This is a genomic window from Nocardia sp. NPDC059691 (assembly GCF_042733915.1).
In the GTDB taxonomy this organism is placed as follows: Bacteria; Actinomycetota; Actinomycetes; order Mycobacteriales; family Mycobacteriaceae; genus Nocardia; species Nocardia sichangensis.
Window position 1 is genome coordinate 26,734 of the sequence record NZ_JBHWFB010000002.1, and the last position, 17,799, is coordinate 44,532.

General features: G+C 67.5%; 15 protein-coding genes. 10 read left to right on the forward strand and 5 right to left on the reverse strand.

The window, feature by feature from the left end; genetic code table 11:
* Positions 1 to 98 precede the first annotated feature (98 nt).
* The gene (locus tag ACFV2O_RS04435) at positions 99 to 1,733 is read left to right on the forward strand and encodes a GMC oxidoreductase (RefSeq protein ID WP_379250189.1); all 1,635 of its coding nucleotides are present in this window, start codon (positions 99 to 101) and stop codon (positions 1,731 to 1,733) included.
* An 85-nt stretch (positions 1,734 to 1,818) separates the two neighbouring features.
* The gene (locus tag ACFV2O_RS04440) at positions 1,819 to 2,688 is read left to right on the forward strand and encodes an SDR family NAD(P)-dependent oxidoreductase (RefSeq protein WP_379250191.1); all 870 of its coding nucleotides are present in this window, start codon (positions 1,819 to 1,821) and stop codon (positions 2,686 to 2,688) included.
* A 35-nt stretch (positions 2,689 to 2,723) separates the two neighbouring features.
* Here the strand turns inward: ACFV2O_RS04440 and ACFV2O_RS04445 are convergent, their stop codons facing one another.
* Positions 2,724 to 3,059: a DUF4333 domain-containing protein gene (locus ACFV2O_RS04445; protein WP_355079223.1), complete on the reverse strand. Its 336-nt coding sequence runs from the start codon at positions 3,057 to 3,059 to the stop codon at positions 2,724 to 2,726.
* A gap of 219 nt (positions 3,060 to 3,278) precedes the next feature.
* On the opposite strand from ACFV2O_RS04445, the gene ACFV2O_RS04450 reads away from it, so the two are divergent.
* The 5 genes from ACFV2O_RS04450 to ACFV2O_RS04470 all read left to right on the forward strand — a co-directional run bounded on the left by ACFV2O_RS04450 (position 3,279) and on the right by ACFV2O_RS04470 (position 9,193).
* The gene (locus ACFV2O_RS04450; RefSeq protein WP_379250193.1) at positions 3,279 to 4,088 is read left to right on the forward strand and encodes an alpha/beta fold hydrolase; all 810 of its coding nucleotides are present in this window, start codon (positions 3,279 to 3,281) and stop codon (positions 4,086 to 4,088) included.
* Entirely contained in the window at positions 4,085 to 5,335 is a 1,251-nt protein-coding gene (locus tag ACFV2O_RS04455) for a PP2C family protein-serine/threonine phosphatase (RefSeq protein ID WP_379250195.1), read from the forward strand. The genes ACFV2O_RS04450 and ACFV2O_RS04455 overlap by 4 nt, the downstream gene beginning before the upstream one ends.
* A 98-nt stretch (positions 5,336 to 5,433) precedes the next feature.
* Positions 5,434 to 6,426, forward strand: coding sequence for a small ribosomal subunit Rsm22 family protein (locus ACFV2O_RS04460; protein ID WP_379250196.1), 993 nt, complete (start codon positions 5,434 to 5,436; stop codon positions 6,424 to 6,426).
* Between the two features lie 378 nt (positions 6,427 to 6,804).
* Positions 6,805 to 8,385, forward strand: a complete 1,581-nt coding sequence (locus ACFV2O_RS04465) for an MFS transporter (protein WP_379250198.1) — start codon at positions 6,805 to 6,807, stop codon at positions 8,383 to 8,385.
* Positions 8,386 to 8,551: 166 nt separating this feature from the next.
* Positions 8,552 to 9,193 (forward strand): hypothetical protein, encoded by a 642-nt coding sequence (locus ACFV2O_RS04470; RefSeq protein WP_379250200.1) that lies wholly within the window; start codon positions 8,552 to 8,554, stop codon positions 9,191 to 9,193.
* Positions 9,194 to 9,201: 8 nt separating this feature from the next.
* On the opposite strand, the gene ACFV2O_RS04475 is transcribed toward ACFV2O_RS04470, so the two are convergent.
* On the reverse strand, positions 9,202 to 9,657 hold the full coding sequence (locus ACFV2O_RS04475; RefSeq protein ID WP_379250202.1) for a hypothetical protein: 456 nt from the start codon (positions 9,655 to 9,657) through the stop codon (positions 9,202 to 9,204).
* A gap of 168 nt (positions 9,658 to 9,825) precedes the next feature.
* Complete coding sequence (locus ACFV2O_RS04480; protein ID WP_379250204.1) at positions 9,826 to 10,878, reverse strand: alpha/beta fold hydrolase; 1,053 nt, start codon at positions 10,876 to 10,878, stop codon at positions 9,826 to 9,828.
* 192 nt (positions 10,879 to 11,070) lie between these two features.
* On the opposite strand from ACFV2O_RS04480, the gene ACFV2O_RS04485 reads away from it, so the two are divergent.
* Genes ACFV2O_RS04485 through ACFV2O_RS04495 form a run of 3 tightly spaced genes read left to right on the forward strand, consistent with a single transcriptional unit; the run spans position 11,071 to position 12,164 of the window.
* Complete coding sequence (locus ACFV2O_RS04485; RefSeq protein WP_355079207.1) at positions 11,071 to 11,442, forward strand: glyoxalase superfamily protein; 372 nt, start codon at positions 11,071 to 11,073, stop codon at positions 11,440 to 11,442.
* Positions 11,443 to 11,491: 49 nt separating this feature from the next.
* A complete protein-coding gene (locus ACFV2O_RS04490) occupies positions 11,492 to 11,950 on the forward strand; it encodes a DUF2752 domain-containing protein (protein ID WP_379250206.1) in 459 nt (152 codons plus the stop codon).
* Positions 11,951 to 11,978: 28 nt separating this feature from the next.
* Positions 11,979 to 12,164, forward strand: coding sequence for a hypothetical protein (locus ACFV2O_RS04495; RefSeq protein WP_355079203.1), 186 nt, complete (start codon positions 11,979 to 11,981; stop codon positions 12,162 to 12,164).
* Here ACFV2O_RS04495 and ACFV2O_RS04500 read toward each other — a convergent pair whose 3' ends face one another.
* Together ACFV2O_RS04500 and ACFV2O_RS04505 are read right to left on the reverse strand one after the other, a co-directional pair.
* A complete protein-coding gene (locus tag ACFV2O_RS04500; protein WP_379250208.1) occupies positions 12,165 to 13,508 on the reverse strand; it encodes a M1 family metallopeptidase in 1,344 nt (447 codons plus the stop codon).
* On the reverse strand, positions 13,508 to 17,419 hold the full coding sequence (locus ACFV2O_RS04505; RefSeq protein ID WP_379250820.1) for a Pls/PosA family non-ribosomal peptide synthetase: 3,912 nt from the start codon (positions 17,417 to 17,419) through the stop codon (positions 13,508 to 13,510). Before ACFV2O_RS04505 ends, ACFV2O_RS04500 begins: the two co-directional genes overlap by 1 nt.
* Positions 17,420 to 17,799: the final 380 nt, after the last annotated feature.

Here is a 17,799-nt window from a genome sequence, read left to right on the forward strand (position 1 = left end):
GCGGTGCCGATGAGCTGGGCCAGGAACGTACTGCGCATGGTCGTCCATGCGGATGCTGAAGTGTTGTGGAGCGACGTTCGGATCGAACGAGGGGCACGATGGACCGGCGTGGTTTCGTCAAGAGTGCCGGCTTGGCCGCGACGATGCTCGGTGTCGCCGGTGCGAGCACGGCCGCGTCTGCGGCGTGGGCCGACGATTTCAGCCCGAGCCCGAGAACATCGATGTACCGCATGTTGGTGCCGGAGATCTTCGCGCCGTTGCCGGATCCCGCCGATCATGTGCCCGCGATAGTCATCGGATCGGGGTTCGGGGCGTCGGTCACCGCGCTGCGTCTGGCGCAGTCGGGGATCGAGGTCGCGGTGCTCGAGCGCGGGTCGCGCTGGCCGAACGATCCGTGGCGTGACATCTTCGCCACCGACACGATTCCCGATGGCCGCGGCTTCTGGCATCGCACGACCTTTACCGGGGTGAACCGGATCCCACTGCAGATCGATCCGTTCGGTGGGGTCCTCGATGTCACGAATTACCCGGGCATCGACGTGTGGCGCGGTGCGTGTGTGGGCGGTGGCTCGGTGGTGTTCACCGGGGTGATGATCGAGCCGGAGCAGCGATTCTTCGACCATGTGTTCCGCGGCGTGGTCGACTATCGCGAGATGCACGACGTCTATTACCCCAAGGTCCGAGAAGTATTGCGGCCCAGCGTGATACCCGACGATGTCTACAACTCTTTCGCGTTCGTGCACTCGCGGGCCTGGGACGAACAGGTCCGCGTGGCCGGTTATACGCCGCAACGCATCGACGGCACCTGGAATTGGGATGTCATCCGCGCCGAACTGGCCGGGCGATCGAGGCCGTCGGCGACGGTCGGCTGCTCGAACCTGGGCAACTCCAACGGCGCGAAATTCGATCTGAACCAGAATTACCTGCGCTACGCCGAGGGCACCGGCCGTGCCCGGATCTACCCCGGCCATCGCGTGGATGCCATCGCCGAGGAACCGGGAGCGTCGGGTCGCTATAGCGTCGCGGTGACCAAACTGGACCCGACCGGTGAAGTGCTCCGCACCCGGACGCTGACCTGCGACATGCTGTTCCTGGCCGCGGGCTCCATCGGCACCTCCGAACTGCTGGTGCGTGCGCGGGAAACCGGCGCGCTGCCGAACCTGAACGAGCACGTCGGGGAAGGCTGGGGCAGCAACGGCGATGTCGCCTTGGCGCGGCCGCTCAGCACGCTCGAGGTGGGCACGCAGGGCACACCGTCGGCGAGCCGAATTCTGGACGAGGCGGGCACACCCGTGTCGCTGGAGAACTGGTACATCCCCGGCACGACGCCCTTCGACACCACCCTTCTCGCATCGTTGGGCATCGTGCTCGACGACACCCGCGGCCGGTTCGTCTGCGACCCGGCCGACGGGCGCGTGGATCTGCGGTGGCCGGCCGACGGCGCTGCCGGCTATCTCGCGCGAGCGAGGGAAGTCAACAACAACGCGGCCTGCAACTGTCAGCCCATCTCTCGACCCGCCTTCGACGCGGACGCCTCGTTCACCTCCCATCCGTTGGGCGGAGCGGTGATCGGGCGCGCAACGGACGGATACGGCCGGGTGCGTGGCTATCGGAACCTGTACGTAATGGACGGAGCAGCAGTGCCGGGTAGCACCGGAACGGTGAATCCTTCATTGACGATCAGCGCGCTGGCTGAGCGCAATATCGAAGAGATCATTCGTTCCGGCGGGTAAAGGGCGAGCGCGCCTATCGACGCCGACTCGGGTCCAGTTCGCCATGACACGTGAGTTCTCGGATCAGCCCTTATACAGTCGAGCTGTGAACGAGACTCCGGCCACGAACAGTGGACGGTCACTCGCCGAACGGCTGGCGATCCGGTTGCTGTATCCGACAGCCCGGCCCACCGAGGAAGCGCTGCGGGCGGCTGTCGCAGGCAAGGTGGTGCTGGTGACCGGGGCCTCGCACGGTATCGGCAAGGCCAGTGCGCGGAAGCTGGCCGCGGCGGGCGCGGTGGTGCCGCTGGTGGCCCGGTCCCGCCCGGAACTGGAACAGCTGGCCGCCGACATCGCGGCCGACGGTGGCACGGCCCACGCGTACACGACCGACCTGACCGACCTGGATGCCGTCGACCTGCTCGGCCGCACACTGCTGACCGAGTACGGACGCATAGATGCCGTGATCAGCAATGCGGGAAAGTCGATTCGGCGCCCCATCGCCGAGTCCTACGATCGCTTCCACGATTTCACCCGCACCATCGACATCAACTATCTCGGCCCGGTGCGGCTGCTGCTTACTCTGTTGCCCCATATGCGTGCACGCAAGCAGGGGCATATCGTGAATATCTCCACTTGGGGCGTGCTCCTGCCGCCGAGTCCACGCTGGTCGGCCTACATCGCCTCGAAAGCGGCCTTCGACGTCTGGCTGCGCAGCGTGGCCGCCGAAATCGCCTGCGACGATGTCACCACTACATCGATCTACATGCCCCTGGTCCACACCAGGATGAGCGCCCCCACCGACTTCAGCCGTACTCCCGGTCTGACCGTCGACGAAGCCTCCGACCTCGTCTCGCACGCCGTCACGACCAAACCCCGCGACATCGCCCCCTGGTGGGCGATCCGGGTCCAAGCCTGGTCTGCCGTCCACCGCAACCAAGCCCAGCGCATTCTGGAACGTAGGTTCCGCCGCTGAACACCGGACCGGAGGTGCGGGCCGGGCCTCGGGTGCTACGAACGGGTCACCGAGATCTCGCCCTGGTCGCTGATCACTTCGACAAGCACATCCTTCGAGTGAAGGTACGTCCAGGCCTGACATTTGAACTGGTTGCCTACCTGGACCACAACAGAACCGGGGCAGGTCACTCGACCGGCAGGTTGATCCCCCACGCCTTGCAGCCTGTTCGCCACCTGCTGCTCCAACGCTGTCTGATCGAACACCCGCGGTTGTTGGACCGGGTCGAGATCGGCGCCCATCAGCTTCACCGTTACCGCCACCGCGCAGACGGCGACCACGGCCGAGGAAACCGCCATGACAGTGCGGGCTACGTTCTGTTGATCAACCACGCCGATAGTCCTATCCACCCCTGAAGGACTTGGCAAGACCATCGATTGATCAGTCAGAAAGCGGCCGATCGCGCCAGTGCGCGAGGCGGCGGTCCGCCGTGCCGGATGTCATCCACTCCGCTGCTGCCCGGGAGCCTCACCCGAGCGGGAAAGTATTCCGGCAACCCGGCAAATGATCGGTGCTGGGCGTCAGCGCAGATTTTCTGCGAAGGTGTCTGTGTGGCGGTGTTGAGCAGGAACCACGTGATCGTGCGCGGCAAGATCGGCGCACCGGTGGTCGTGCTCGCCCACGGATTCGGGTGTGACCAGCACATGTGGCGCCTGGTCACACCGGTTCTGGAGCGTGACTTCACCGTCGTCCTGTTCGACCACGTGGGTGCGGGCCGCTCGGATCTCTCGGCGTGGACGCCGTCGCGTTACTCCAGCATGGACGGCTACGTGGAGGATGTGCTGGCGCTACTTCGCGAGCTGGAACTGGGGCCGGTGGTCTTCGTAGGGCATTCGGTCAGTGCGACGATAGGAGTGCTGGCTGCCGCACGCGAGCCCGCGGCATTCGCCGGACTGGTACTGGTGACTCCCTCGCCGTGTTTCATCGATGATCCGGCCACCGGGTACCGAGGCGGTTTCAGCGCCGCCGACATCGAGGAACTGCTGGAGGCGCTCGATGCGAACTATCTGGGCTGGTCGGGCGCGATGGCGCCGGTAATCATGGGCAACCCGGACCGGCCGGAGCTGGCCGAGGAACTCACCAATAGTTTCTGCCGCACCGACCCCGAGATCGCGCGCGTCTTCGCACGCGTCACGTTCCTCTCCGACAACCGGGACGATCTGGACGCGGTGGGTGTACCCACGCTGGTTCTGCAGTGCTCGGCCGACGCCATCGCCCCACCCGAGGTCGGGGCGTTCGTCCATGAACGGATCAGGGGCAGTCGGCTGGTTACGCTCGCCGCGACCGGACACTGCCCGCAGCTCAGTTCTCCCGACGAGACCGCCGCCGCCATCGCCGCCTTCGCCGCGGAAACCGGATGACGAGCGCGGCGGGCGACCGAGACGGCGCCAGCGCTCTCGGAGCGGGGGCGGATGACGACGCGGTGTTCGCCGCGCTACTGGAGGACAGCGCCGAGGACCTGTACGAGAACGCCCCCTGCGGATACCTCTCCACCTCGCTGGACGGCCGCATCGCCAAAGTGAACGCCACGCTGCTGGACTGGCTTGGCTGGCGGCGCGACGAACTGGTGGGACGCAAACACTTCTCCGACCTGCTCACCGTGGGCGGTCGCCTCTATCACGAAACCCACTTCGCGCCTCTGCTGCGGATGCAGGGCGATATCAGTGGCATTGCCCTGGAAATGAAGACCGCCGACGGTCGGCGACTACCCGTCCTGGTGAGCTCACATGTCAAAACCGGCGGGGAGGGGCAACCGCTACTGATTCGCACCACCGTCTTCGACGCCCGCGAGCGCCGGGCTTATGAGACGGAGCTGCTGCGGGCACGGCGCGAAGCCGAGCAAGAGCGCGAACGCCTCCAGCGTCTGAACGCCACTTTGCAGACCACCCTGCTACCACCCGAACTGCCTCAGGTTCCCGGCGTCGAAGTCGCCGCGTACTACCACATCGCCTCTGCCGACGAGGTCGGCGGCGACTTCTACGATCTGTTCCCCATCACTGCCGACACCTGGGGAATGTTCCTGGGCGACGTCTGTGGCAAAGGAGCTCCTGCCGCGGCACTCACTTCACTGGCCCGTTACACACTCCGCACTGCCACCGCCTACACCCACGACCCGGCCGCAGTTCTCGACACGCTCAACACCACGCTCACCGAGCGATACCACGGTCACCGCCCCCGGTTCTGCACGATCATCTTCGGGCTCATCCGTCCCACTGCCGATCGCGGCGGTTGCGACATCACATTGGCAGGCGGCGGGCACCCGCCGGCGCTGCTCCTGCGTTCCGACGGCGATGTGGAAGAGATGCACACCCAGGGTGGCCAGCTGATCGGGGCGATCCCGCACGCCCGGATCGTCACAAGAAGCTTCCGGCTGGAGGCCGGGGACACGCTGCTGCTCTATACGGACGGACTCACCGAAGCTCGCGTCACGGAGAACGGCGGTCGTTACGGCGACCAAGCCCTCGTCGAATTCGTTCGCGCGCTGGCGCCCGTGACGGCGTCCGGCGGTATCGAAGCCATCCGGGAATTGCTCGACTCTTTCGGACCAGGGGTGGAGGACGACACCGCCCTCCTCGCCATCCACGCGCTACCTCCGCCCCAGGCGTGACGCACTGGAACGCTGCCGCACAGCGCCAGGAAAGTAGGGTCGGCACCGCAATGACAGAATGACGGGCCGGCCATTACAGACCAGAGGAGTTATCCCGGGTGGAACTGCCCGTCGAACTTGTCGAGGCCCTCGACCGGGCATGCGCGGGCGTTCCCCAGCGGCAGCTTGCCACCTCGGTCGACCGGCTGATCTCGCGCTACCGGGACCCGCGCCCGGCGGCGGCGCCGATTCTCGCTTCGACCGCAGATGTCACCGCCTACGCCGCCTATCGCATGCCCGCGACGTGGGCCGCTGTGCACAGTGCGCTCGAGCGGTTCGCCGAGCGGGCGCCCGGCTTTCGGCCGGAGACACTGCTCGACGTCGGCGGGGGCACCGGCGCGGCGCTATGGGCAGCGAGCGAACTGTTCCCCTCCCTGGCCGAGGCGACCGTACTGGATCAGGTGGACGAAGCACTGCTTTTAGGGCGCAAGCTCGCGTCCGACGCCACCGCCGCGGCGATGCGCTCCGCCGTGTGGCGGCGGACCTCCTTCGCCGCTCAGGAAGCATTCGGCGGGGCGGACCTCGTCACGATTTCCTATGTGCTGAGCGAACTCTCCGAGGCAGACCAAGCCGATCTGGTGGCCCGGGCGACCGAGGGGGCGGAAGTGGTGGCCGTCATCGAGCCGGGAACTCCGGACGGCCATCGCAGAATCCTCGCCGCCCGCGACGTCTTGATCGAAGCCGGTCTGACGGTCGTGGCCCCCTGCCCGCACCAACAGATGTGCCCGCTCGCCGCGGGGACGGACTGGTGCCATTTCAGCACGCGAATCAACCGGACGTCCCTGCACCGGCGGTTGAAGGGCGGCGAACTCGGCCATGAAGACGAGAAGTTCTCCTATGTGATCGCCTCTCGGACCGCGCACGCCCCCGCCGCGGGTCGAATCCTGCGACATCCGCTCAAACGTAAGGGCCTGGTCACGCTGGAAGTCTGCACGGCCGACGACGGCGTGCGGCAAACCCTCGTCTCGAAGCGACAGGGCGAGGCGTACCGCGAGGCAAGGGACGCGGAATGGGGCGACGCCTGGCCATCATCCCACCGCTCGGCGGACTGATCGCCACTGCCCGAAGATTGATCCCCGCCTGACCCACCGCTCGGCAAGCTGCGCCGAGCGTCGCCTGGGGGCGGGAAGGATGCCGGGCTTTAATGAGCCGCCAACTAGTGGCACAATTCACAACGATCCAATATTTACGTAAATCGGGCGTAACCGTGTTCCGCTCAGGCCGTTGAGGAGCGACACCAGTGCAGATGTCGAGGCGCGATCCCGGCTCACGACCGCGCTGTGCTGGGGCTTCCGCGTTCCGGGCGTCGGTCCCGCCCACTGGTCGAGTTCGTGAGGGGGCGAGGTGATCCCTATGTGGCGCTCGGTCGGGGGCTCGGCGCAGGCCCCTCGACGGTCCGGCCTTCTTCTGAAATCGAGGTGATCCGTCAAGTGCTGGAAACGCAAACCAAGGTCGTACGAAGTCTGGTTCCCGCTCGGATGGACCGGCTTCCGTGGACCAAGTTCCACTGGCTCATCGTCGTCGGGCTCGGGGTCTCCTGGGTCCTGGACGGAATCGAGATCCAGATCGTCAGCAGCATGGGTGGACCGCTGCAAGACGTCGAAACGCTGCATCTGACCTCCGGGCAGGTCGGCGCGATGGCCTCGTGGTACCTGGCCGGTCAGGTCGTCGGCGCACTCGTGTTCGGCAGGCTCACCGACCGGCTCGGTCGCAAGAAGCTGTTCATCCTGACCCTGGCGATCTATCTGATCGGTAGTGGGTTGGCCGGTTTCTCCTGGAACGCATGGTCGCTGTACTTGTTCCGCTTCATCGCGGGCACCGGAATCGGTGGCGAATACACGGCGATCAATTCGGCGATCGACGAGATCATGCCCTCCAGATATCGGGGCCGGGTCGACATCGCGATCAACGGCACCTACTGGGGTGGCGCGGCATTGGGAGCGGCGGCGAGCCTGATCCTGTTCAACGAGCGATTCGTCCCGACCGGCTTGGGATGGCGTATCGGATTCTTCATCGGACCCGTCCTCGGCTTCATCATCATCTTCCTGCGCAGGCACATTCCGGAGAGCCCGCGCTGGCTGCTCACCCACGGGCGGGCCGAGGAAGCGGAGCGGACCGTCGACGAGATCGAAGGGCAGTTGCGGAGTCGGGGGATCGAGCTCCCCGCGGTCGACGAGAGCAAAGCCTTGGACATCGTGGACGCGGATCGGCTCTCCTACCTGCGGATGGCCCGGATCTTCTTCGGACGATACCCATCGCGTTCCTTTCTCGGATTCACGATGATGGCTACGCAGGCTTTTCTCTACAATGCGATCTTCTTCACCGTCGGCCTGGTGCTGATCAATTTCTACAACGTGCCGGCCGATCACACGGGCTATTATTTCTTCCCGTTCGCGGTCGGCAATCTGATCGGCCCACTGGTACTCGGCCCGCTCTTCGACAGTATCGGCCGCCGGAAGATGATCTGTGCCACCTATGTGGGCTCCGGTTTGTTGCTCTTCGTTTCCGCGTGGGCATTCAATGCGGGCATTCTCAACGCCACCACCCAGACCATCTTCTGGTGTGTCATCTTCTTCTTCGCCTCGGCGGGCGCGTCGTCTGCTTATCTCACGGTCAGCGAGATCTTCCCGCTGGAACTGCGTGGTCAGGCCATCTCGTTCTTCTTCGCCATCGCGCAGGGCGCGGGCGGAGTCGTCGCGCCGTTCCTCTTCGGGCATCTGGTCGGCGGCGCGGACAACCCGAGCCCCGACCGGTTCCCGCTCACGGTGGGGTACCTCATCGGCGCCGGGTTCATGATCTTCGGTGGCCTGGTCGCCTGGTTCTTCGGAGTGAACGCCGAGGGGCAGTCCTTGGAGGACATCGCGGATCCGCTGTCCGTGGCGAAACCAACGGCGACTGCCCCAGGGGCGGCCGTCGACGGTCGACACGAGGAGCCGCCCACGCAAGAGCCGCTGCTCAGCGAGCCGATATCTGGCGGTCCATCAGTTGTCGAATCGATGAAGGGCGATTAGCGACATGGTGCAGCCAACTCCTTGGCGAGCGAACCGAGATCGGCACCAACAGGCGGCGGCGACGAGCCGCTCGCCGGGCGGTACTCGGAGACGCCGGGTAGACGTCGCCAAACTCCGGTCGCGGTTGCCGAAACTTCGGGGGCGGCCGCCGAAACTCCAGACCCGGTTGCCGCAAATCCGGGCGGCAGCGCAACCGCTGGTGGTCTTGCTCCGGGACAACTCGGGTTATCTGTGTGCCGCGGTCGGAAGCATCGTCACGTTCACCCTGCTGTTCAAGCCGTGGCTCGCCACCGGCGGACCGGATGGCACGATCTGGAGCAACGCCTTCGGCCAGACCCACATCACCACCACGCTCGTGGGGCTCTGGTCGAAGAATCCGCCCGCGCACTCCAATCTCAGCGGTACATGGGCCATTTTCGCCACCATCGCGATCTTCCTCACGGTGCTCGCGGCGTTGGCCAATCTATGGTCCCGCACCGAGGCACTCGCGCGTCTGACGACCGGTTCGGCGGTGGCGGTGGCGCTTTTCATCGCCTTCACGCTGGTCTATCTCAACAGCAAGGGGCCGGAGTTGCGCTCCATGATCGGCTCCGGCCCGCCCACCGACCTCGGCACGCAGGTCGGCTACGTGATCCGATGGGCTTCAGGCAACGGGCAATATCCGCTGCCAGGGCTGCGAAAGGTCGAGTTCGAGACCGCGAAACTCACCGGTACCGCGCTGTTCGCCGGTGCGACGGCGATGTTCTCGGCCGTGGCGGCCATCGCCCAATGGGTTCGGAAAATGAAGTCACGCCGCGGCACCGGCTGAGCCGCCGACTACGTCACGACGAAGACTCCCTTTCCGGGAACGTGGGGAGCGTCCGTCGCGATCAGGACTTCCACGCGGCCCAGACCGGAGGGAATGGGCACCGGTATCCATGAGCCTGCCGCGTTCTCCTCGGCCGGCGTGCTGTCGTCGACCCGGATCGGTGGCAGGGTGCCGTACACGCCGGTGTCGGAATTTCGCCAGGAAACCGTGACTTCCACGCCGCAGGAGCCGCCGGGCCGGTCGGGCGCGAAGACGAACTCGGGGCGGATCCACAGCGTGGGCAGACCGGAGTAGTTGCGGTCGGGGTCGTAGTAGGCGGCGATCATGCCGATGCCCGCGCCGCCGCCGTCGCAGAGCGTTCGTGCCGGGGGGACGCCGAGAGGAAGCGCGGATACCACCGGGGCGGTCACACCGAGTGTGCCGATGGCCAGAGCTATGACCGCTACACCATGCCGGACATCCACCGCTGCTCCCTTCGTCGGACTCGAACTGTCTGCCTGCTGTGTCGACATGAGTTCGCCGAGTGTTAACGGGAGCGTACGAAGGGTGCGGTGGGCGGCGGCGATCCGGTGTCGGCGCGCCGGAAATTCACGATGCGCGACAGCGTTTTTCGCGGGCGCGAGTCTCCGGGGTCAGCCAGCGGCTGCGGAGCGCAGGTGGGCGCGCTCGGCGATGGCGGCCAATTCCGCGTTGAAGCGGTCGGCGGCTTCGATATTGCCCAGATGCCCGGTGGGCCAGACGTGGTAGGCGGCCAAATGACCGGCTTCCGCGAGCGCGTCGGCGATGCGGCGCGACATGCGCTCGGGCAGCAAACGGTCGTGGGCGCCCGCGATCACCGTGGTGGGCACGGTGAGGGAGGCGGCCGCTTCGGCGAGATCCATGTCGGCGAGTGCGGCGGCGTGCCTGCCACGGGTGAGTGGTCGGCACGAGCGCACGATGCCGAGCGCGAATTCGACCTGGTCCGCGGTTGCGTGCGGGTTCATCACCCGCGCCTTGAGCAGCGCGCTCGTCGGCCAGCCGCCCGGCAGCGGGACGGGGGCGGTGAGCAGCGTCTCGGCGACGATCATGGGCATCCGTACCGTGGCGCCGAACACCGTGATCGGGCGGTCCGCCAAGGTCAACGGCTTGTTCAGCAGGGGAAGCAGATCGGTGTCGTAGCGGATGTTGCCCGACGTACTGTTCAACAGGACGGCGGCCGCAGCCTGCTTGCGGACCTGCTCCGGATAGCGAGCGGCCCACGCCTGCACGGTGATACCGCCCATGCTGTGGCCGACCAGCACGGCCCGCTGTCCGGGACGCAGCGTGGCGTTCAGCACGGCCGACAGATCGTCGGCCAGCGACTCCTTGCTGAGGACGGACTTGCCGAGTTCGCTCGCGCCGTGCCCGCGCTGGTCGTAGCAGACCACGCGGTACCGGTCGGCGAACGCGTTGATCTGCGGGTTCCAGTACTCGATGCTGCAACTCCAGCCGTGGATCAGGACGATGACATCGCCCTGTGCCGGGCCGTACGCGTGTACTCGCAAGCGAGCGCCGTCTTTGGTGGTGACCGGAATGACCGCGTGGCGAGCGGTCGGCGCGTTCAACGACGCGGTACGGAAGGTGCGGGACCGCAGTCCGGCACGGTAATCGGCGGTGAGCGCACCGTTATGCGCGTCCGCCAGCGTCCTCATCGACTTCACCAGCATCAGGCACTCCTTTGTGTCCACCGTCACCGTACAGTGCAAGCAGCGGTGCTTGCTAGTGTTAGCGCCGTACGACGGTATTCCTGGTCTATATCGGGGAGTACCCCCGGATTCGGTACGGCAAAAGATCATTTCGAAAGAAAAAGTCAGACGCGCTTCGTTTGGGATGTCGGACCGCGATGCCAAGATCGCGGCATGACCGCTATCGAGTTCGCCGCGCCGATTCCCGTGCTGCGCATGTTCGACGTCGTGCGGACCTACGAGTTCTACCGGGACTACCTGGGCTTCGCAGTGGACTGGGAGCATCGATTCGGTGCTGACTTCCCGCTCTACGCGCAGTTCTCCCGGGCCGAGGCGACCCTTCACCTGAGCGAACACCACGGGGACGGCACCCCGGGCAGCGTCGTGTGGATCGCGGTCGGCGATGTCTTCGCCTGGCATGCCGAGCTCGCCGCGAAGAGTTATCGCTACGCCGACCCTGGTCGTCCGGAAGACGGTCCGGGCGGTCCGGGATTCGACCTTGCCGACCCGTCCGGCAATGTGCTGCGGTTCGCGCAGCCGAAGTAGCGGGGCGCTGCCGTGGCGGCGCGCCTCATCGCCCGGTTACGGTTGACTCGTGGACATCGCGCACCCTGCCTCCGGGCCCGTGACGGACCCGGGAACCGAGCCGAAGACCGGGTGGCGCGGGGCGGCGCTTCCGCTGTTGGTGGCGGGTATCGGGGTGGGCGTCGGCGTATTGCTGCACCTGCGCGATCCGCACGTCGAGGGCTCCTACGGCACCTGTCCGGTGTACGCGCTGACCGGCTTTTACTGCCCCGGCTGCGGCGGGATGCGCGCCGTGCACAACCTCACCGACGGGCACGTCATCGATGCTCTGCACAGCAACTTGCTCGCGCTTCCGCTGGTTCTCGCGTTCGCGGTGTGGGTGCTGGACTGGACGGTTCAGGGGTGGCGCGGCCGGAAGATGCGGTTGCCGTCGATCAGCCGGACGACCATGTGGACGTTCTTCGCATTGCTGGCGATCTACACGGTGGTACGCAATACGCCGTGGGGAACCCTGTTCACACCGGTGTAACACGCGAATGTACGGGCAGCCCCCAGGTATGAGAGATTCGCTGAAGACCAGGGTGCAGCAGAAACTGCTGCGCCAGCTCATCGAGGACCCGCGCGACACCGAGCACGACGACCCCCGGCAGATCGCCGTGGAGACCGATCTGGACGCGCTGGCCAACGTGCCGGAGGACGATCCGCTGGTCGAGGAACTCGCCGCGCGTTATCTGGTCTTCTGATCAGGCCGTCGATGCGCCGCCGTAGGGAGGCAGCTGCGGTAGTCGCTCGGCGAGCAGCCAGCTGTCCCACAGTGGGCGTAGCGACACCAGGCTGTAGTGCCCGGCCAGGTCGGTGAATTCCTCGGTGGTCACCGACGAGTGGCGGTAGCGAATGGTCCATTCCCGGAGCAGGTCGAAGAAGGTCGAGTCGCCGAGTTCCAGGCGCAAAGCGTGCAGGGTGAGCGCACCCCGCTTGTAGACGCGGTCATCGAACATCCGCTGCGGTCCCGGATCGCCGATGACGATGTCCTGGGGCTCGCGGGCCAGGTTGTGCCGTGCGGCGCGGGCCAGCTGATCGGCGGTCGGCCCGCCTGCGGCCTCCGACCAGATCCATTCCGCGTAGCAGGCGAAGCCTTCGTGCAGCCAGATGTCCCGCCACTGCCGGATGGTCAGGCTGTTGCCGAACCACTGGTGGGCCAGCTCGTGCGCGACCAGCCGTTCCGCGCCGCGGCGGCCGTCGCAGTGGTTGGCGCCGAATATGGAGATGCCCTGCGCCTCGATCGGGATCTCCAGTTCGTCGTCGGTGACGACGACGGTGTAGTCCGCGAAAGGGTAGGGGCCGAATTTCTCGCTGAAGACCTCGAGCATCCTCGGCTGACGAGCGAAGTCGTGGTCGAAGTTGGCGCGCAGCCGCGCAGGCAGGATCGCCTGCATCGGCACCGCGTGCGAAGGACCGATGCGGTGCTTGCGATAGTGACCGATCTGGATGGTGGCCAGGTAGCTCGACATCGGCTCGGCCTGCTCGTACACCCACGTGGTCTGACTGGACTTCGTCTGCTTGCGCAGCAAGGTTCCGTTGGCCACCGCGTAGTAGGGCGAATCGGTGGTGATCGAGATCCGGTAGCTGGCCTTGGAACTCGGGTGGTCGTCACACGGGAACCAGGACGCCGCGCCATTGGGCTGACTGGCCACGATCGCGCCTTCGGTGAGTTCTTCCCACCCGACCTCGCCCCACGGCCCGCGCACCGGTTTCGGGGTGCCGCCGTACTGCACCACCAGCGCGAGCACGCCGCCCGCCGGAATCCGCTGTTGCGGCGTCACGACCAACTTGCCGTGCTGATGGGCGAATTTCGCGGCCTTGATCCCGTTGACGGACACCTTCGACACGCTCAGCGCCTGGCCGAGATCGAGTGCGAACCTGGTGCGCGCCTCGGTGGTCACGGCGGTGATCTCGGCGCGCCCGGTGAGCCGGTTGGCGGACACCCGATAGGCCAGTTCCAGCTCGTACCGGGAAACGCGATACCCCCGGTTGCCGTTCTGCGGGAGGTACTCGTCGATGGGGGCTTCGTAGAACTTGCCCGCCATCAGCGTGCCCCGGGATCGCCCGTGAACCAGGGCGCGATCGGGTTGCCCCACCAGCGCGTCGAGGCGGGCACCGCGTCGCCGCGCATGACCAGGGAAGCCGGGCCGATGGTCGCGCCGTCGCCGAGCGTCGAGGCGGGCAGTGCCACGCAGTGCGGACCGAGGGTGGCGCCCGCGCCGAGGGTGACGGTGTCCATGGCCATGATCCGGTCGTGGAACAGGTGGGTCTGCACCACACATCCGCGTTCCACGGTCGCGCCGTCGCCGAGAGTCACCAGGTCCGCCTCCGGTAGCCAGTAGGACTCGCACCATACCCCGCGCCCGATGCCTGCGCCGAGACCGCGAAGCCAGAGGTTCAGGACGGGCGTCCCGGTCGCCGCGCGCGCGAACCATGGTGCGGCAACCGTTTCCACGAACGTGTCGGAGACCTCGTTGCGCCAGACGAACGAACTCCACAGCGGATGCTCCTCGGCGCGGATCCGCCCCACCAGCAACCACTTGGCGGCCACCGAGGTCGCCCCCGCGACGCCGCCCGCCGCCAGCAGCACCAGTCCGCTGAGCAGCCCGGCGGTCAGGTGGCCGAAGGTTTGCGCGAGCCACGCGAGGGTGCACAGCACGCCGAGACCGATCGCGAAGGTCACCAGAACCGGGATCAAGCGGCACGTCTCGACGATGCCGCGGGCGACGCGCAGGCGGGCAGGCGGATCGAAGGTGCGCGCCGTGTCGGCGTTCTCCGCGGCGCGGCGCAGCCGGACCGGTGGGCTGCCCAGCCAGGACGAGCCGGGTTTCGCCTTGGACGGCGCCGCCGACAGCACCGCGACCAGCCCGTTCTTCGGGACCCGTCGCCCGGGGGCGGTCATGCCGGAGTTGCCGAGGAAGGCGCGCTTGCCGACCTTGGCCGCACCGATGTGCAGCCAGCCGCCGCCGAGTTCGTAACCGGCGATCATGGTGTCGTCGGCCAGGAACGCTCCGTCGGCGACGGTGGTGAACTTCGGCAGCAGCAGCACCGTGGAGGCCTCGACGCTCTTGCCCACCTTCGCGCCGAGCAAGCGCAGCCACAGCGGGGTGAGCAGGCTGGCATACAGCGGGAACAGGAAAGTGCGTGCGGAATCCAGCAGGCGCTCGGTGGCCCATGCCTGCCAGCCGACCCGGCTGCGCACCGGGTGATAGCCCTCGGTCAGGCCGATGCTCAGCAGCCGGACCGCGACGATGGTCGCCGCGGCGTAGACGCCCAGGCTGAGCAGGGTCGCGAAAGGAAGCACGGCGAATGCGCGCGCGACGCCGCCCGCGAGCGTGCGGGTGTCGCGAACGAACCAGGCGAGGAACGCGCCACCGGCGCCGATGCCGAGAATCGGCATGGCGGCCAGCGCCATCGATGTGACACCGAAGACGCCGACCCAGCGCCGGGCTCGAGCCGGCGTGTGCGCGGGCCAGCGGTGCTGGGCCTTGCCCACCTTCACCGCGGGCGAACCGGCCCACTCCTGTTCCGCCTTCACCTTGCCCGCCACCGCGGAGCCGGGCGCCACCTCGGCGTTCCTGCCGATCTTCGTGCCGGGCAACAAGATCGAGCGCGAGCCGACCACCGCGCCGGGGCCGACGGTGATCGGGCCGAGATGCACCACGTCGCCGTCGATCCAGTAGCCGGACAGGTCGACCTCCGGCTCCACGCTGCAACCGTCGCCCAGTTCGAGCATCCCCGTCACCGGCGGGAGGCTGTGCAGGTCGACCCCCTTGCCGATCTTCGCGCCGAGCGCGCGGGCGAACGGCACCATCCAGGGGGCGCCGGACAGATTCTCCGCGCCGCTGGCCTCGGACAGGCGCACGGCCGCCCACAACCGCAGATGCACCGAGCCCCCGCGCGGATAGCGCCCCGGCCGGACGCCGCGCAGCAGCAGCCGCGCGCCCGCCACGCAGATCGTCATCCGGCCGAGCGGCGAGATGAACAGCAGGAACGCGACCAGCGTCCACCACCAGGACAGCTGTGGCAGCCATGGCAGCGACCCGGACCAGGCCGCGATGTTGCCGACGATCGCCAGCCAGGTGAGCCACTGCAGGCCGGTGAGGGTGGTGAGCGGGATGGTGGCGAGTACCTGCGCGGCTTGCGCGAGCGGTGGCGTCGGCCGCACCGTCCGGTCGGCGACGGCCACGGTGGGCGTGGTCTGCTCCAGCAGCTCGGCGAGCGCGCCCAGGCGGGGATGGTCGTAGACGTCCGCGACGGCGATCTGCGGATACCGTTCGCGCAAGGCGGTGACCAGCTGGGCCGCCGCGAGTGAACCGCCGCCCAGGTCGAAGAAGTCCGCGTCGAGATCGCCGACCTCCGCGCCGAGGATGGCGTCCCAGAGTCCGGCGATCCACAGGGCCGTGCCGGTCAGGTCGTTGTCGTCGTCGTCCTCGGCGGCGTTGGGCAGCGGCCAGGGCAGCGCGTCGCGGTCGACCTTGCCGGAGGTGCGGGTGGGCAGTTCGTCGACCACCGCGAGCCGGGGCACCAGCGGTGCGGGCAACTGTCCGGCGAGGACCGCGCGCGCGGCCTTGGCATCGAAATCCGGTCCGGGTCCGGTCAGATAGCCGACCAGTAGCTTGTTGCCCGCTTTTGTGGTGCGGATGGCCGTCGCGGCGCCGGTGACTCCGGGCAGGCGTTGCAGAGCGTTATCGATCTCGCCGAGTTCGATGCGCCGCCCGCCCAGCTTGATCTGATCGTCGGCGCGGCCGAGGAAGACCAGACCTGCGCTGTCGTTGCGCACCAGGTCGCCGCTGCGATACGCGCGCTCCCAGCCGACGGAGGCCAGCGGCGCGTACTTCTCGGCGTCCTTGGCCGGGTCGAGGTAGCGGGCCAGCCCGACGCCGCCGATCACCAGTTCGCCGGATTCCCCCTCGGCCACCGGGTTACCCGCCGCATCGACGACGACCAGATCCCAGCCGTTGAGCGGCAATCCGATTCGGATCGGCCACTGACCGTCCAACCGCGCGGCGCAGGCGACGACCGTGGCTTCGGTGGGGCCGTAGGTGTTCCACACCTCGCGCGCCACATCACCGTTTCCGGCGAGACGCTCGGCGAGTTCCGGCGGGACGGCCTCGCCGCCGAAGATGAGCAGGCGCACCGCCTCCAGCGCCTCGACCGGCCAGGTCGCCGCCAGGGTCGGGACGGTCGAGACCACGGTGATCCGCCGCCGCACCAGCCAGGGACCGAGATCGGCGCCGGTGCGCACCAGCTCACGCGGGGCGGGCACCAAGCAGGCGCCGTTGCGCCAGGCCAGCCACATCTCCTCGCAGGACGCGTCGAAGGCGACCGACAATCCGGCGAGCACACGGTCACTCGGGCCGATCGGGGCGTCCTGAAGGAACAGGTCGGCTTCCGCGTCGACGAAGGCGGCCGCGTTGCGGTGGGTGACGGCAACGCCTTTCGGGGTGCCGGTGGAACCCGAGGTGAAGATGATCCAGGCGTCGTCGCGGGGAGTCGGCAGCGTCGACCAGCTTTCCTCGCGCTGCTCTTCCGCCGCGCGTATGCCCGCGGCGGTGGTCTCGATGCCCGCCGCGGTCACGATCGCGGTGACCTGCGCCTCGCCGAAGACCAGTTGGGCGCGCTCGTCCGGGTCGTCCGCGTCGACCGGCACGTAGGCCGCGCCGGAGTACAGGACGGCGAGGATGGTCACGTAGAGCTCACGGGTGCCCGACGGTATGCGTACGCCGACCCGGTCGCCCGGTCGCACACCAGCGGTGGCGAGACGGGCCATGGTCTTCTCGATCTCGACGACCAGCTCCAGGTAGGAGAGCACTACTCGGCCGTCATCGATGGCAGGGGCGTCGGGGTGGGCGAGCGCCGTCGCGGTCAGGATGTCGACCAGTGTCCTGGCCTCCGGCGCTCGGTCACCGCGCGACAACGGGCCCGCGGGCGCGTCGACGTCTATCTCGAGCATGGTGCTCTGCGCACCTCCCATCGACTCGCCTCACACTTTCCCGTTGTTGTGTCATAGCTGGGTTACCAAAGGGCAAACGCCACGATGGCCAGTTGTCCACGGTACCCGGGGTTGTCGTCGTTCGTTGTTCACCGGAGCGGACGCCGGATCGGCGGGCACCGTGCGCGTTGTTGCAGGTGGGATCGATATTCGCCGCCGCGACAGGGCAATCGCTGGTCGGTCCGTCGACCCTCGGGTTCGCCGGGAGATCGCTCGTGTGCGGGTGTGATTCCGCTCATCGAAGCGGTGCGGACCTCGGGATGGGCGCGTGCGGCGTCGAGGCTCGTGGCGCCTGCGACCGGTCCGCCGCCTCGGAGCGCGGTCGAAGGCGTCAGTTGCCG